This is a genomic window from Rhodococcus sp. SJ-3 (genome assembly GCF_051918125.1).
Lineage (GTDB): Bacteria > Actinomycetota > Actinomycetes > Mycobacteriales > Mycobacteriaceae > Rhodococcus.
Window position 1 is genome coordinate 840,120 of record NZ_CM123306.1, and the last position, 15,436, is coordinate 855,555.

At 64.6% G+C, this 15,436-nt stretch carries 13 protein-coding genes; 4 read left to right on the forward strand and 9 right to left on the reverse strand.

The features are described from left to right. Nucleotides 1-76 precede the first annotated feature (76 nt). Nucleotides 77-1,309, forward strand: a complete 1,233-nt coding sequence (locus ACTDXD_RS03835) for a DUF222 domain-containing protein (protein ID WP_440125868.1) — start codon at nucleotides 77-79, stop codon at nucleotides 1,307-1,309. Nucleotides 1,310-1,333: 24 nt separating this feature from the next. On the opposite strand, the gene yczR is transcribed toward ACTDXD_RS03835, so the two are convergent. The 3 genes from yczR to ACTDXD_RS03850 all read right to left on the reverse strand — a co-directional run bounded on the left by yczR (nucleotide 1,334) and on the right by ACTDXD_RS03850 (nucleotide 5,101). Next, complete coding sequence (yczR, locus tag ACTDXD_RS03840) at nucleotides 1,334-2,791, reverse strand: MocR-like transcription factor YczR (protein ID WP_440127522.1); 1,458 nt, start codon at nucleotides 2,789-2,791, stop codon at nucleotides 1,334-1,336. Between the two features lie 75 nt (nucleotides 2,792-2,866). Next, nucleotides 2,867-4,417, reverse strand: coding sequence for an alkaline phosphatase D family protein (locus ACTDXD_RS03845; protein WP_440125869.1), 1,551 nt, complete (start codon nucleotides 4,415-4,417; stop codon nucleotides 2,867-2,869). 96 nt (nucleotides 4,418-4,513) lie between these two features. Further along, a complete protein-coding gene (locus ACTDXD_RS03850) occupies nucleotides 4,514-5,101 on the reverse strand; it encodes a TetR/AcrR family transcriptional regulator (protein WP_440125870.1) in 588 nt (195 codons plus the stop codon). 97 nt (nucleotides 5,102-5,198) lie between these two features. Between ACTDXD_RS03850 and ACTDXD_RS03855 the strand changes: the two genes are divergently transcribed. Then, nucleotides 5,199-6,086, forward strand: coding sequence for an alpha/beta fold hydrolase (locus tag ACTDXD_RS03855; RefSeq protein WP_440125871.1), 888 nt, complete (start codon nucleotides 5,199-5,201; stop codon nucleotides 6,084-6,086). Between the two features lie 27 nt (nucleotides 6,087-6,113). Here ACTDXD_RS03855 and ACTDXD_RS03860 read toward each other — a convergent pair whose 3' ends face one another. Both ACTDXD_RS03860 and ACTDXD_RS03865 read right to left on the reverse strand, forming a co-directional pair. Then, nucleotides 6,114-6,596: a hypothetical protein gene (locus ACTDXD_RS03860; protein WP_440125872.1), complete on the reverse strand. Its 483-nt coding sequence runs from the start codon at nucleotides 6,594-6,596 to the stop codon at nucleotides 6,114-6,116. 67 nt (nucleotides 6,597-6,663) lie between these two features. Continuing rightward, nucleotides 6,664-7,953: an adenylosuccinate synthase gene (locus ACTDXD_RS03865; protein WP_440125873.1), complete on the reverse strand. Its 1,290-nt coding sequence runs from the start codon at nucleotides 7,951-7,953 to the stop codon at nucleotides 6,664-6,666. A gap of 245 nt (nucleotides 7,954-8,198) precedes the next feature. Here ACTDXD_RS03865 and ACTDXD_RS03870 point away from each other — a divergent pair, with 245 nt between their 5' ends. Further along, the gene (locus ACTDXD_RS03870) at nucleotides 8,199-8,849 is read left to right on the forward strand and encodes a hypothetical protein (protein ID WP_440127523.1); all 651 of its coding nucleotides are present in this window, start codon (nucleotides 8,199-8,201) and stop codon (nucleotides 8,847-8,849) included. A 13-nt stretch (nucleotides 8,850-8,862) separates the two neighbouring features. Here the strand turns inward: ACTDXD_RS03870 and ACTDXD_RS03875 are convergent, their stop codons facing one another. The 3 genes from ACTDXD_RS03875 to ACTDXD_RS03885 are packed head-to-tail and all read right to left on the reverse strand — an operon-like array spanning nucleotide 8,863 to nucleotide 12,826. Continuing rightward, nucleotides 8,863-9,864: a TauD/TfdA dioxygenase family protein gene (locus ACTDXD_RS03875; protein ID WP_440125874.1), complete on the reverse strand. Its 1,002-nt coding sequence runs from the start codon at nucleotides 9,862-9,864 to the stop codon at nucleotides 8,863-8,865. 26 nt (nucleotides 9,865-9,890) lie between these two features. Continuing rightward, nucleotides 9,891-12,125: an arylsulfatase gene (locus ACTDXD_RS03880; protein WP_440125875.1), complete on the reverse strand. Its 2,235-nt coding sequence runs from the start codon at nucleotides 12,123-12,125 to the stop codon at nucleotides 9,891-9,893. Further along, on the reverse strand, nucleotides 12,122-12,826 hold the full coding sequence (locus tag ACTDXD_RS03885) for a TetR/AcrR family transcriptional regulator (RefSeq protein WP_440125876.1): 705 nt from the start codon (nucleotides 12,824-12,826) through the stop codon (nucleotides 12,122-12,124). Before ACTDXD_RS03885 ends, ACTDXD_RS03880 begins: the two co-directional genes overlap by 4 nt. A 249-nt stretch (nucleotides 12,827-13,075) precedes the next feature. On the opposite strand from ACTDXD_RS03885, the gene ACTDXD_RS03890 reads away from it, so the two are divergent. After that, complete coding sequence (locus ACTDXD_RS03890; protein ID WP_440125877.1) at nucleotides 13,076-14,644, forward strand: ABC transporter substrate-binding protein; 1,569 nt, start codon at nucleotides 13,076-13,078, stop codon at nucleotides 14,642-14,644. A 73-nt stretch (nucleotides 14,645-14,717) separates the two neighbouring features. Here the strand turns inward: ACTDXD_RS03890 and ACTDXD_RS03895 are convergent, their stop codons facing one another. Beyond that, a complete protein-coding gene (locus ACTDXD_RS03895; RefSeq protein WP_440125878.1) occupies nucleotides 14,718-15,296 on the reverse strand; it encodes a TerD family protein in 579 nt (192 codons plus the stop codon). Nucleotides 15,297-15,436: the final 140 nt, after the last annotated feature.

The window sequence follows — 15,436 nt, forward strand, 5'->3', positions numbered from 1 at the left end:
ACATTCACTCGAAATACTAGAACAAATGTTCGCACTTCTCCTTGTAATTCGAATCTGCGTTCTATAGAATTCGATCATGGGTGGGGACCTCTGGAAATACGACGACACACAACTGACGGCCGAGGCGCTCGCCGTCTCCGCCGAAATCCATACCTGGCAGGTACACCGGGTGGACCTGATCATCGCGATGATCGAACGCGACACCGTCAAAGAGCCCGGCTACCGCAGCCCCGCCCACTGGCTGTGCGCCGCCACCAACCTCGAACTCGGGGAATGCCACCGCATCGAAACACTCGCTCGGCTCTTACGGTTGGAACCGGAAGTGCGCGAAGCCTATTCATCCGGCCTTCTCGATGCACAGAAGGCACGGCAGATCGCCTACTTCTGCCAGCACTACCCCCGCACCATGAACCCCTGCGAGTTCGAGAAGGCCCGCGACATCCTCATCGAGCACGCCAGCAAGAAGGTCGCGACCACAGCGACCGTGCGGGCATTGATCCGCCGACTCGAACACCTCTTTGGCACCGGCGACGGACCACCACCGGGTGAAGACTCTTCACGCAACGAACTGTTCGTCTCGACCACCTGGCACGGCCGGGTCGTCATCAAAGGCGAGTTCGACGCGCTCACCGGCGCGCGTCTGCGGCATCTGCTGTCCCCGCTGGCCACACCACGACCGGAGGTAAATGGCGTCAAGGACGATCGGCCGGCGTCGAAACGCAACGCCGACGGGTTCGATCAACTCCTTCAGTTCGTCGAAGCCGCCGGACTCGTCCCGGTCGAAGGCGGCGTGAAACCGCACGTGACGGTCACCGCGTCGATCAACGACCTGACGACCAACACTGCGGTGAAAGAACTATTCGCGAACAGTCCCGAGCATGGATATGCGACCGAGCCGTGGGCCGGGCCGTTGTCGATCGACGCTGCCCGGATGCTTGCGTGTGATTGTCAGGTCACCCGGATCCTTCTCGACGAACACGGGGTGCCGCTCGCGCACGGGCAGACCCGCCGCACCGCGAGTCGGGAGCAGCGACGTGCCCTGGCAGTCCGTGACGGTGGATGCGCTTTCCCGGGGTGTTCGTCACCACCGGCGTGGGCGGATGCGCATCATCTTCGCCATTGGGTCGATGGTGGTGATACCGATCTCGACAATCTGGTATTGCTCTGTGGTCATCATCATCGGTTGATGCATCACACCGAGTGGGAGGTGGAGATGACCGGCGAGCGTCGGCCGCAGTTCATCCCGCCCGTGAGTGTGGATGTGTTCCGTAAACCGATCCCGGGGAACAGGCCGGATCTGGTCGCCTGACCGACAGGTCAACGAACCCAGCGATCAGACGACGAGCCGGGACGTCTCGATGTCGCCGCCCTGCGCTAGCTGTACATACGCGTCGGCCACTGCCGCCACCGCGTTCCGCAGCATGCCTGGGTGCTGTGTGTACGGCAATCGCACGAATCGTTCGAATGCCCCCTGCACTCCGAAACGCGGTCCGGCCGCGAGCAACACACCGTGGCTCGGTGCGATGGCCGCAAGTGCCGTCGACACCGGCTCCGGCATCCTCACCCACAACGACATCCCACCCTGGCCCGGGGCGTACTGCCACTCGGGCAAGCGGTCGTCGAGTTCCTGACACAGCGTCTGCCGCTGCTCTCGGAGCTGCGCGCGCCGTTGCTCGAGAAGGTCGTCGACGTCCGACAGCAGGTGCGCAGCCGCGAACTGCTCCATGACGGGCGTGCCGAGGTCCACACCCGATCGGGCTCCGGCGAGCCGCACGATCATCTCGCGGTCGGCGCGAATCCATCCCACGCGCAACCCGCCCCACAGGGATTTGCCGGTCGATCCGACCGTCACCACCGAGGAACCGGCCGGGAACGACGCAACAGGCGGGGGCGGCGGCGCGTCGAGCCACAGGTCCACCATCGTTTCGTCCACCACCAGGGTCATGCGGGCGTCGTACATGATGCGCGCAAGTTCGGCGCGACCGTCCTCGTCGAGACACAGACCGGTGGGGTTGTGAAAATCGGGGACGAGAAACGCTGTGCGCGCGGCGGTCTGGCGGGCGGCACCGGCGAGCGCTCCGAGGTCCCACCCGCCGGAGGGCCCGGCCTCCGGTCGCACCGGCACCGGGATCGGACGCGCACCGTGCCGCCGGATCGCTTCGAGCGCATTCGGATAGGTCGGATGATCGACGATCACTCGGTCGCCCGGATCGGTGAGCACACCGAGCAGCAAACGCATCGCGTGCTGGGCGCCGCTGGTGACCATGATCTGTTCGGGCGAGGTAGGAAGCCCGCGTTCCCGGTACCGGCGCGCGATCACCTCGCGCAGCGCTATCACACCGATCGGTTCCATGCCGTGTGACGACAGGTACGCCGACATCGACCGCAAAGCCAGTCCGTACGCGGCCTCGATTTCGGCGGCGGGAGCGGGGAGCGAGGCATTGCTCATGTCTATCGCGTCGTTTCCGGGTGCTGCCATCACCTTGACGGCACCGCGAGCACGCGACCCGGCAGGCATAGCAACGGTGCTGCGCGCGCCTTGCCGGCTGCGCAGGTAACCCTCGTCACGCAGCGCCGAATACGCCGAGGTGACGGTGGTGCGGCTCAGCGACAACGCAGATGCGAGTTCGCGCTCGCTCGGCAATGCCACACCCTGTGGGACCCTACCGTCGTGCACCAGGAGGCGGATGCCGTCGGCGAGGGCCCGATAGGCCGGCCGAACATTGCCGGCGTCCTGCCAGTTTCCGAGGTCGCGGACGAGTGAACCGGCCCCTATCGCACGCGTAATCACCGGTCCAGTATCCCGCATACTGGCCTTCCTAGGGCAAGCCAGTGCCGCAGGTGCCGGACAACAGGTGCCGGACACTCAGGCGGGCGGCTCCAGGACCTGGGTGAACAGGATGGCACCGGTCGCGTCCAGAAGGTCCACCCGCAGTTCCCGCGTGTCGCCGTCGATGAACACCTCACCGAAGTGTTGGAACCCGTCCAGCGGTGACGAGTTGCTCTCCGGCGGCGCATGCACGAACACCGCTTCCGGGCCGAAGGTGCCGTCGAGATCGTTCGGCCCGAACCCACCCGCATTGAGGGGGCCGGAGACGAACTCCCAGAACTCCACGAAATCGGTGAACGCCGCCCGCTCCGGCGAATAGTGGTGTGCCGCGGTGTAGTGGACGTCCGCCGTCAACCACACCGTCCCGGTGACCCCGCGAGCCTTGATCGCCGACAGGACCTGGGCGATGTCGTTCTCACGACCGGACGGCAGCCCGTTGTCGCCGTTGGCGATCCCTTCGAATGCGGTGTCGCCGTCGGGGACGACCAGACCGATCGGCAGGTCCGCCGCGATGATCTTCCACGTCGCGGTGGACGCAGCGAGCGAGTCGATGAGCCAGCGCGTCTGCTCCGCACCCAGAATCTGCCCTGCCGCAGCGGTATTGACACCATTGACGTCCTTGTAGGTGCGCATATCGAGGACGAAGACGTCGAGCAGCGGACCGTACGGGATCGACCGGTACACGCGCCCGTCGACGGCTTCGGTGGGGTCGAGCGGGTTCCATTCGTGGAACGCCTGGAACGCACGGGCCGCCAGGACGTCGACGTTCTTCTCGGTGTACTGCTCGAGGTCGAGGATTTCCCCCGGATACCAGTTGTTGACGGTCTCGTGGTCGTCCCACTGCACGATCTGTGCGACCGAAGCGTTGAAGCGGCGGTAGTTGTCATCGGACAGGTTGTAGGCGTACTGGCCGCGATACTCGTCGAGCGTCTGGGCCACCGCCGATTTCGCCTCGGTGACGATATTGCGCCAGATGCGGCCGTCCGGCAGCGTCACAGTCTCCTCGAGCGGCCCGTCCGCGTACACGACGTCGCCGGAATGCACGAACAGGTGCGGGTCGCGCTGGGCCATGACGTCGAACACCGCCATGCCTCCGACGTCGGGATTGATCCCGTAACCCTGACCGGCGGTGTCGCCCGACCACTGCAGCCGGATATCGCCGGGCGCACTGGGTGCCGTGTGGAACATGCCGGTGACGGGTTCGGAGGTGGCACCGTCGTCGCCTTCGAGCGTCACCCGGTAGAAGACCTGTTCACCGGACGGCAGACCGGTGAGTCGTAGGCGTCCGGTGCCGTCGGTGTCGGGGGTGAGTAGCCCGCCGAGATGCCGGGTGGGATTCGTGAACGAGTCGGAGCTCGCGGTCTCCACAATCATGGTTGCCGGGCTGTCCGAGCGCGCCCAGATCAGTGCGCCGTCGCCGCGGACGTCGCCGGCCGCGACGCCGTGAGTCAGCGTCGGGCGCTGTCGAACCAGCGCCGGCGAGGAAGCCGGTGCCGATCCGGATCCAGCAGACGAGCAGGCCGCTGCGGGAACCGCCAGCAGGCCGATGGCCGAGCTGCGGAGCAAGGCACGTCGGGACAAGTACACGTGTTCTCTCCTCGGGAGGGTACGACAAGGCGAGAGCGACGGTCCCGTGTCGATGCCAACATGCCGTGAACACGACATGATCCTCGAGAGTCAAGATCAGGAATGATGCAGCGTTCGGTCGAGCAAGTGGTCGACGAGTTCGACCGCGCGCTCGCCGGTGTAGACGCCCGACAACATGCCCTGGGCGAGACCACCGACCGCGGCGAGGACGAGTTCGGCATCGAGATCGGTCGTGCCGTCCGGATTCCCAGCCCGCCTCAGATGGTGGGTCACGATCGTGACGAGCGCGCGCGGTGCCGCATGGGTCTCCTCCGCGGCGAGACCTCGGCCGACGATCGCCGCCGAATTGAATGCTCCGAGCACGATCGCCTCTTCTCGGCGTCGATCGTCGAGCGGAAGCAATTCGGTGAGAACCGTGCGGATCGCTTCACGCGGCGCCGCAGCAGTGCGTGCCGCCAGTCGTTCACCGAACCTGACGCCGGCGTCTTCCATCACCGATCTGTGGGTAGCAAGGAGAAACTCGTTCTTGGTTCCGAAGTAGTACTGGACGAGCCGCACGGAAATCCCCGCTTCCGCCGCGACCGATTGGAAGGTCACTCCTTCCATTCCGCCCGAGACGATGACACGGCGTACGGCGTCGGTGATCTCCCGTCGCCTCACCTCATGGTCGACCAATCGTGGCACGGGTTGCTCAGCCTTTCGTTCCGGACGTTCCTCATCTTGCTGGTATGTGCGTATCATAAACGTGATACGTACATACCATGAAAAATGGAGGGGACGCATGCCGAAGATCGGGCAGTTCAAGAACAACGAGGCCAGGGACGAATTCATGCGCGCGTACGACACCTTCGCGTCGCGATGGCCCATACCGTCGACCGAGATCGACATCGAAACACCCTTCGGCACAACGTATCTGCGCCGATCCGGGAACGGGGACGGTGTACCGCTGCTCCTACTCCCGGGAATCTCCGGCAACGGGCAGATCTGGGCTCCCTTCATCGAGGACCTCGCCCGCGACCATGTCGTCTACACACCGGACGTCGTCGGCTGGGCGGGACGCAGCACACAGACAGCACCACTCGGGAACGGCGCAGATCTGGCCCGGTGGATGGTCGAACTACTCGATGGGCTCGGTGAAGAGCACATCCACCTCGCCGGAAACTCAATGGGCGCCTGGATAGCGATGAACATCGCCGTACACCATTCCGAGCGATTGGCGAGCGTGACGCTGTTCGAACCGGGCGGCGCGACTTTCGCCCGGCCGCGCGCGAGCGTCCTGTTGAAGTTCCTCGTCATGGGAATCCGGCCGACGCCCGAGCGACTCCGGAAGTTCAACAAGTGGATGATGCCCGGATACGAGCACACCGACGAGGAATTCGCGATGATCGTGGCCGGACTGAAGTATCGGATGGGCGTGCCGTGGGAGCGCACGATCACCGACGACGAACTGGCCCGTGTCGCAGCGCCGCTGCTGGTCCTGTTCGGCGCCGAGACGATCACCAACAACCCCGAGATCCAGGCAGCGCGCGTCCGCAAGCACATCCCGTCCGCCGACGTCGAGATTCAGCCGGGAGTGGGACACGACCTACTGTGGGCGAATCCCGACCAGGTGATCCCGCGCTTCCTGAGTTTCGTCGAGAAACACGACCGGACCGAGAATCGCCTGTAATTCCTTGTCTCCCTCGAAGATTCGCACTCAGGACGCCGTGAACTCGCCCCCGCCCGGCAGGTGCGGTGTCGACGGGGAGATAGTGACCTCCACGCGTCCCGGACCGGGGTCGAAGTAGCGCACGGTGCCCGCGGTCGGCCCATCCCAGCCGGACAGCGCCCAGTCGTCCGACCCGGAGGCGCCAGTGTCGATGTTGTGCCACGTGAATGTGCCATCGACCATGCACACGGGTGTGACACCGACGAAGTTGCTCTCGAACCGCACCACGTACGGCTGCGGGCCGTCCGCGGACGGGTACACCTCGAGATCGAGCCGGCCGATACATATCGCGATCGACCCGAGTGATCCGTGGCCGATCGTGTAGGCAGGCGAGAGCGGCGTCGATTCCGGTTGTGCATGCGCGGTGCCTTGCCCCGCCGCGATCAGTCCCGCGGCGGTGACGGCGACCATGAGAGCTCTCGAACGCGCCCTACCCGGCCCCGCTGCATTCACCTCTGCTGTACGAAACATGCACTCCACTGTCGCGCGTCCATCCTGGTCGCGTCCAGCATTCGGCGTTTCCGGGCAAATGTTCCGGTCAGGCGAGGATGTCGCGCCGGACGATCGTTTCGTCGCGGCCCGGCCCGACACCGATGCACGAGATGAACGCGCCGGACAGCTCCTCGAGACGCAGCACGTAGTTCTGTGCGTTCTTGGGAAGCTCTTCGAAGGTGCGGGTATGGGAGATGTCCTCCCACCAGCCGGGCATCTCCTCGTAGATGGGCTTGGCGTGATGGATGTCCGTCTGCGTCATCGGCATGTCGTCGACGCGCACACCGTCGACCTCGTAGCCGACGCAGATCGGCACGGTGTCTAGACCCGACAGCACGTCGAGCTTGGTGAGGAAGTAGTCGGTGATGCCGTTGACGCGCGTGGCGTAGCGGGCGATGACTGCGTCGAACCAGCCGGTGCGGCGCGCGCGACCGGTGGTCACGCCGACCTCACCACCCTGCTTGGCCAGATATTCGCCGTGGTTGTCGAACAGCTCGGTCGGGAACGGACCGGAGCCGACACGCGTGGTGTACGCCTTGAGGATCCCGAGGACCGTGGTGATCCTCGTGGGTCCGATGCCCGAGCCCACAGCCGCGCCGCCTGCGGTCGGGTTCGACGACGTCACGTACGGGTAGGTGCCGTGGTCGACATCGAGCAACGTGCCCTGCGAGCCTTCGAGCAGCACGGTGTCGCCGCGTTCGAGCGCCTCGTTCAGCTGCAGACGAGTGTCGGCGATGCGGTGCTTGAATCCTTCGGCCTGGCCGAGGACCTCGTCGACGACCTGCTGCGGGTCGAGAGCCTTGCGGTTGTAGATCTTGACGAGCACCTGGTTCTTGAACTCGAGAGCCGCCTCGACCTTCTGGGTGAAGATCTTCTCGTCCAGGACATCGGCGACGCGGACACCGACACGCGCGATCTTGTCCTGGTAGCACGGGCCGATACCGCGGCCCGTGGTGCCGATCTTCTTCGCGCCGAGGAAACGTTCGGTGACCTTATCGATGGCCACGTGGTACGGCATGATCAGGTGAGCATCGGCCGAGAGCAGCAGACGCGAGGTGTCGACGTCGCGCTCTTCGAGGCCTGCGAGCTCGTCGAGCAACACGCCCGGGTCGACGACGACACCGTTTCCGATGACGTTCGTGACGCCCGGCGTGAGGATGCCCGACGGGATCAGGTGCAGCGCGAACTTGTCACCGTTCGGCAGCACGACGGTGTGGCCTGCATTGTTCCCGCCCTGGTAGCGCACGACCCACTGCAGACGTCCGCCGAACAGATCGGTTGCTTTGCCCTTGCCCTCGTCGCCCCACTGGGCTCCGATCAGGACGATTGCCGGCATCTCGCGCTCCTCAAGCAGGTTGTTCGTGCGGGCGGTCTCGCCTGCAGGGTCCTGCCCGATTCCGGGCAGCAGCCGGGACCACAGTGTAGTCCACCTTCGACCGAGCTCCGGTTTCGGTATCCGATTACTCTGCCCGGCCCGCCACGATCCGGGGTCCCCACGACCGGCACCGGTTCGGATTACAGTGGACGCCTGACCGACGGCCGCCCGATCGTGACCAGCAAGGAGATCAGTTGACCCCGGTAGTGCTCAGATGCGGCGATGTGCCACTCCCCTTGGCACTCACCTCAGTAACCGCGCTGTCGGCTCCTGCGATTCCGGAGAAGGACGACTTCGAGGATGTGTTCGCCCACATCGAGTCGGTGGACGATCCCCGACTGATCATCGTGGGCGACGACGCTGCATTCGCGGCAACACTGACACGGCTGATGCGCACCGACCGCCTCGGGGTCGAGGTCGCGTTCGTCCCCGAGTCGCGGACACCCGCGACGGAAGCCTACGGATTGCGCACCGGTTCGAAGGCCGCGTCCATTGCACTACAGGGTGAGGCCAAGTCGATCCCGCTCATCCGCGACGACGCGGGGGTGGCTCTCGTGGGGCGCGCGCTCGTCCGCGGCGACGAGAACGGGCTCGTGGGTGAGGCATACGTCGACGACACCCGCTTGTTCTCCGGCACGGTGCCCGGCATCCGGATCGAGCCGACTCCACAGATGCCGGGACTACGCGCCGCCGTCGACCGGGCCCGATGGTTCGGCGGCTACAAGTGGCTCACCGGCAGGGCCGTCCAGCTCGGTTCTCCCGAGGCTTTCCTCACCCGCGACGGTGTCCCCAATTCTCGCGCGCTCAAGCGGTCGACCTTCTACCGCCACGAGACGAAGTGGAAACTGGTGCGCTGAGACGAGTCCACTTCTATACGCTTGCGAATCCCGGTAGCCGCACTGGATTGTCGACCACGGAATAGGACGAGGCGTCGCCCTCACGGACTCGGCTGGTGTTGCCGTGCACGTCCACCGGCACGTCCCCCGCAAGGGTCGTTCGTCGCAGCTCCCGGGGATGGTCGCCGTAGTCGGCCACACCGTAGTGCTGAGTGTTGCGGTTGTCCCAGATGGCGACGTCTCCGTCCGCCCAGGCCCACCGCACTGTGTTTTCGAGTTTCGTGATGCGATTCTGCAGCAACGAGAACAGGACGCTGGTCTCCGAGGCCTTCAGGCCGACGAAATCGCGGACGAAGTGGCCGAGGAGCAAGCTTCGCTCCCCCGTTTCGGGGTGTACACGCACCACCGGGTGCTCGGTCTCGAACGGCAGCCTCGCGAATCCACTCCGGAAGTCCTCCTTCGACTTCGAGTAGTTTCCGCTCAACTGTTCGGGAGCGAGCGCTGCGGCATAGTCGGAACGGTTGGAATGCACCGCCCGCAGATTCTCGACGAGCAGGCGCAGCGGGTCGGGCAACTGCTCATAGGCGGCAGTGGTCGACGCCCACGTCGTGGCACCTCCGTAGGGCGGCACTTTCACCGAACGAAGAACCGATGCCTTGGGGATCCTGTCGACGAAGGTGACGTCGGTGTGCCAGCCACTCGCGGCTCCTTCGAGGACCAGTGTTTTTCTGTCGTCGGCGCCCAGGGACGGATGCGCTGTGGTCGGAACGCCGATTCGCTCACCGAACTCGTATTGGATCTCGTCGGTCAGGTGGTGCTGGCCACGGAAGAAGATCACCTTGTTCACGGCGAGCGCATACCTGATTGCGAGAGACGTTTCGTCGGAGACGTCTCCGGAGAGCGTGACGCCGTCGATGACGGCCCCGAGTCGGTGGCCGACCTTATGGACCGTGATTCCCCCGTTCGCGTAGATCTCGAATGCGGCGTCGGCGGATGTTCCTGTGGAGACGGGGGTTCCTACGGACGAGTCGATCATGGTGCGACTTCCTTTCATCGGTATTGTCAATCGATCTGCATCGCGAATCGGATGACGTCCTTCTCCGCTACCGGTCGGCTTCCGGTCGTTTCGACGGTGATTCGATGGAGCACGCCGTTCCACGCGAACGGCGGTTCGTAGTCTTTGCACACGGGCAGCCCCCTGTCGTGTCCGAGGGTCAACGATGCGCCACCGTGCTGCCACGCGTGAGGCAGTTCGTGGTTGCTGTCGGCGGCCCCGACGACGGCATCGTCGATGACCGCTTCGACTCTCAGCAACCCGTTCGGTGCGGGCCGGAATGCACATCCGACGCTGTGCCGTCCTGCCGTCAGCGGCCGATCCGCGACCACTCGGATCTCTCCGCCCGGTGTCGCGGCGACCACCGTCAGGATGCCGCGGTCCACGAACCCGGCGAATCCGCCGGTCCAGTCGCCCAGCGCGAACAGAACCCCCTCGGCGTCTCCTGCGAGCACATCCACGTCGGCGAGGACACGACCACCACCGGTCATCCGTGGCAGCGAGTCGTCGGAGATGGGCCCGCCCTCCGGGTACAGGGTGAGCACCGAGGGGACCGGATAATGTCGCGGCCTGATGCCCGCCCCTCGACCCCTCAGGCTGTCGGCGAGCGGGGTCACGTTGTTGCGGTCTGCCTCGATGAACCACTGGCGTTCGAGGGCCAGGACGACGGCCGGGTGTTCGCCGGATACATCGTGCGCCTCGGAGAAGTCCTCGTCGAGGCGGAACAACGACCAGGCGTCGGTGTCGAAGTCCCTGCTCCCCTCCATCAGGAGTTCCTCGTCGAGAACACCTTTCGATACATGGTCGGTCGTGGCCTTCCATCCGTCGGCGATGATCGAGCGGGATCCGAGCATCTCGAAGTACTGGGTCGTTCGGGGCGGCGGCGACGCAGCATCCTCGAACGACGGGAGCAGACTCGCGCCATCGACCGGGAGTTGATCGACACCGCCGACCGTATCCGGCATCGTCACGCCGCACGCGTCGAGGATCGTGGGCAGAATGTCGATCGCATGGGCGAACTGATCACGAACCCCACCGGCGTCGCGGATTCCGCTGGGCCAGTGCACGATCATGGGAACGCGGGTGCCGCCGAGCCAGGTGTAGCGCTTCCACAGCCGGAACGGCGTGTTGCCTGCCCATGCCCATCCCCACGCGTAGTGCGGATATCCGTCGAGTCCGCCCCAATCCTCCAGGAGTGCCGCACTTTCCGAGACGTCGTCGCGGATGTGATGCGTGAACCTGTGCTCGTTGTGCGTACCGCCGACCCCACCTTCGGCGCTGGCACCGTTGTCGGACATCAGGAAGATCAGTGTGTTGTCGAGGACCCCGAGCTTGTCGAGACTGTCGACGACCCGCCCGATCTGTGCGTCGGTGTGGGTGAGGAAGCCTGCGTAGACCTCATGCATCCTCGCGTAGACCCGGCGCTCCTCATCGGTCAGCGAATCCCAGTCGGGTACCCACGACGGCCGGTCGGTCAGTGTCGTGCCTGCGGGTACGACCCCGGTTGCGAGTTGCCTCTCGAACACCTCCGCTCGCCAACGTTCCCAGCCGCCGTCGAACTGCCCTGCGTAGGCATCGGCCCACGACCGTTCGACATGATGCGGCGCGTGCATGGCCCCGGTCGCGAAATACAGGAAGAACGGCTTCCCGGGCGCCGACTCCTGCTGGCTGACGACCATCCGAATTGCCTCGTCGGCGAGGTCTTCGGTCAGGTGGTACCCATCTCCTGGTCCGCTCGGAGGGGCGACATAGGTGTTGTCGCGCACCAGCTCGGGCGCCCAATGATTGGCGTCGCCGCGAAGGAAACCGTAGTACTTCTCGAAACCCATCCCGAGCGGCCACCGATCGAACGGCCCCGCGCTGCTCCGTTCGCCCGGCGGCGTCAGGTGCCATTTTCCCACCGCCATGGTGCTCCAGCCGGCGTCCCGCAAGATCCGCGGCAATGCCGCGGCCGTCGGAGGGATACTCGCGGTATACCCCGGTTCGGTAGTGGGAATGTCGGAGAGGAAGCCCATCCCCACGGCGTGGTGGTTACGGCCCGTGAGCAGCGCCGCACGAGTGGGTGAGCACAGTGCCGTCACATGAAAACGATTGAATCGCAGCCCACCCGAAGCGAGCCGGTCGATGTTCGGAGTCGCGATATCGGACCCGTAGCAACCTATCTGCCCGAATCCGAGGTCGTCGAGGAGGATGACGACGATATTCGGTGCCCCTTCGGGGGCCCGATTCAGGGGAATGCTCATGAAGTTTCCGATCGGTTCTCGTGTGCGCGCAAAGCAGCGGCCGTCGCTTCCGACAGGGGTGTGGCAAGCGCCTGCGCGGCAGTGTCCAGCAGGTCGGTGACGAAGACGTCGAACGGCAGCTCCGGAGTCTCACCGTTCGACAGTTGTTGTTCGAAACTCGCCAGAGCGAGCAGGCAGTTGGCAAGAACGATGTGAATCCGCCGGTTCCGGAGGGCCGCCGGTACGTACGACATCTGCGCCCTGATCATCTCTGCCACGCGAATCGCGATCGGACTGATCGGCCGTTCGCCGCCGCCGAACCACGCTGGAATCTCGTTGAACCGGTACAGGAACACACGAGTGAGGAAACCGACGTATCGGCTGTCCGGGTCGGGTACCTCGTCGGCCAAGGGAAGAAGCACGACGTCGAGGCACTTCCTCACCGACGGCTCTTCTCCACTGGACATCGCGCTTTCGAACAGTTCGGCACGCACCGCATCGACGCGCTGGAGACGATGAGCGAATACTGCGTCGAGCAATCCTTCTTTGCTTCCGAAGTGATACTGGACCGCGTAATTGTTGGTCTGCCCGGCAGCTGCCGCGATCTGTCGTGACGACACGCCTTCCGGCCCGTTCTCGGCCACCAGCTTCTCGGCCGCCGAGATCAGAAGCAATCTGGTCTTCGATCCGTCGACAGGCTGCAGAGGATTCGAATCCTGCATGCTCTTCGAGTCTTTCACAGTTCCGGTCTCCGGTTTCAGTCGATCGATTCTCGCAAGCTATCCCCGGTTCACAGTTAAGTCAACCGTTCGAATCGAGAAATTTCTATTCCGGGAAATTTTCAGCAGTTTGGGTTCGAACGGTTGACTTAACCGGAGTTCGAGGCTTACTTTCGGATCGATTCCGACGCGTCCGGCATCCGCCGTCCGCCCTCTGCGCTTCGCCCGTTCGGTAAGCCGCCCGAGAGGTTGATGATGATCAGACCCCATTTCGCAACGACCGTGCTCTTCACCACCCTCTCGGTGCTACTCCTCACCGCGTGCGGCTCGAGCCCGAGCGAATCACCCGCTCCGTCCGTCGCAGGCGACCCGGTGCCCGGAGGGCAATTGAGCGTTCTGCAGATCGGCGAGCCCAGAACACTCGATCCCGCCGGTCTTTCCAATACATGGGTGCACCAGCCCATGCTGGGTAACGCCCTCTACGGGAACCTGATGATCAATGATCCCGACACCAACGAAATCGAATACACCATGGCGTCAGGATTCGACAGCACCGACGGTGGTACCACCTACGAGCTCACGCTTCGGCCAGGTCTCATGTTCACCGACGACACGCCGCTCGACGCTGCCGCCGTCCAGTTCAACTGGGAGCGGCTCCGCGACCCGGCACTCGGCTCCACCGCCGTCCGCCAGGCTTCACAGATCGCAACTACCGAAGTGGTGGACGCGACCACGCTGAAGGTCGTTCTGCACGAACCGAATCCCAGCTTCCCGCAGGGGATGCTGGCCACATCCATGAACTGGATCGCATCACCTGCCGCGCTCGAGAAGGGCCGAGCAGCATTCGACGAAGCGCCTGTCGGGGCCGGACCGTTCGAGCTCACGCGATGGATGCGGCAGGGTGCAATCGAACTCGAACGCAACCCGGATTACTGGGATGCGCCCAAGCCCTACCTCGACGCGATTACGATTCGTTCGGTATCGGACACCAACCAGCGGGTGAACGCGATCACCACCGGCGACGCCGACCTCTCTGCGGAAACCAATCCATCGAGCATCACCAGGGCCCAGAACTCGGGAGCACAGGTTTCCACCGTGTCTGCCGGCGGCGGGCAGTACCTGGGAATGAACTTTCGACGCGCGCCGTTCGACGACGTGCGTGCTCGCCGGGCGGTCGCGCTGGCCGTGGACCGCGACATGATCAACTCCGTCGTGTTCAACGGTGACGGCGAAGTGCCGCATACTCTCTTCCCGGCGGACTCACCGTTCTATTCCGATATCCCGCTACCGGAGCAGGACAAAGCGACCGCTCAGGCGTTGTTCGACGAGTTGGCCGCCGAGGGAAAACCCGTCGAGTTCACGTTCACGACATACACCGGCGTCGACAATGTGGCCACCGCCGAATCCCTGCAAGCACAGCTCGGCGCCTACGACAACGTCTCGGTGGAGGTCGAAGTGGTGGACTTCCCCACGGGCGCCGCGAGGGCCGGTGCGCACGATTTCGACATGATGGTCTCGTCGGCGATCACCCAGGACCCGGACTACGCGCTCTGGACAGCGTTCCACTCCGAGTCGACCGGCAATTTCATGGGGGTTTCCGACCCTCGACTCGATGAAGCACTCGATGCAGGCCGAACCGCGGAGACGATCGACGAACGCACCCAGGCCTATGAAGTCGTCCAGCAACGGATCACCGAACTCCATCCGGGAGTCTGGTATGTCCGGTCCACGCCGTCCGTGATGATGGGCGAGGACGTTCACGGGCTGCGGCTCTACACCCTGGCCTCGCCGCTACCCGAGGAGCTCTGGATCGAGGACTGAGCCCGGCCGAAAACGACGCGTGGGGTGCCCGGCAGACGCCGGGCACCCCACCTTTGCCTTTCCGTCCGCGCGCTCAGCCGATGTTCACGCCGTAGTCCCGCGCGATACCCGCGAGCCCGGACGCATAGCCCTGTCCGATGGCACGGAACTTCCACTCGCCGCCGTGCCGGTACAGCTCACCGAACACCATCGCAGTCTCGGTGGAGGCATCCTCGGTCAGGTCGTAGCGGGCGAGTTCGCGGTCGTTGGAGCGATCGACGACGCGGATGAACGCGTTGCGGACCTGACCGAAGGACTGGCTGCGCGCGTCGGCGTCGTGGATCGACACCGGGAACACGATCGACTGCACGTCCGCAGACAGGGCGACGAGGTCGACGTTGATCGATTCGTCGTCGCCGTCGCCCTCACCCGTGAGATTGTCGCCGGTGTGCTCGACAGCGCCGTCGGGCGAACGCAGGTTGTTGTAGAACACGAAGTGCTGGTCGGAGAGCACCTTGCCGCCCGCTCCCGCGACCAGAGCGCTGGCGTCGAGGTCGAAGTCGGTGCCTGTGGTTGCGCGGACGTCCCAGCCCAGGCCGATCGTCACTGCCGTGAGGTTCGGTGCCTCCTTCGAAAGCGAGACGTTTCCACCCTTGGCCAAGCTGACACCCATACCGGTCCCTTCGTTCGATGGTCGTTACCTGCCACCCTAGCCAGATCACCCGAATCGGGCATGAGTGCGGCGGTACTACCTCTCCGGTGTAGAGACCCGTCGGCCCGGGTATCCCGTTCGAAGACCAGGAGCAGCAGAAA

Bases quoted from the DNA above. Each gene is read 5' to 3' on its own strand.
- ACTDXD_RS03835 (WP_440125868.1), top strand. From the start codon at position 77: ATGGGTGGGGACCTCTGGAAATACGACGACACACAACTGACGGCCGAG.
- ACTDXD_RS03855 (WP_440125871.1), top strand. From the start codon at position 5,199: ATGCCGAAGATCGGGCAGTTCAAGAACAACGAGGCCAGGGACGAATTC.
- ACTDXD_RS03860 (WP_440125872.1), bottom strand. From the start codon at position 6,596: ATGTTTCGTACAGCAGAGGTGAATGCAGCGGGGCCGGGTAGGGCGCGT.
- ACTDXD_RS03865 (WP_440125873.1), bottom strand. From the start codon at position 7,953: ATGCCGGCAATCGTCCTGATCGGAGCCCAGTGGGGCGACGAGGGCAAG.
- ACTDXD_RS03875 (WP_440125874.1), bottom strand. From the start codon at position 9,864: ATGATCGACTCGTCCGTAGGAACCCCCGTCTCCACAGGAACATCCGCC.
- ACTDXD_RS03880 (WP_440125875.1), bottom strand. From the start codon at position 12,125: ATGAGCATTCCCCTGAATCGGGCCCCCGAAGGGGCACCGAATATCGTC.
- ACTDXD_RS03885 (WP_440125876.1), bottom strand. From the start codon at position 12,826: ATGCAGGATTCGAATCCTCTGCAGCCTGTCGACGGATCGAAGACCAGA.
- ACTDXD_RS03890 (WP_440125877.1), top strand. From the start codon at position 13,076: ATGATGATCAGACCCCATTTCGCAACGACCGTGCTCTTCACCACCCTC.
- ACTDXD_RS03895 (WP_440125878.1), bottom strand. From the start codon at position 15,296: ATGGGTGTCAGCTTGGCCAAGGGTGGAAACGTCTCGCTTTCGAAGGAG.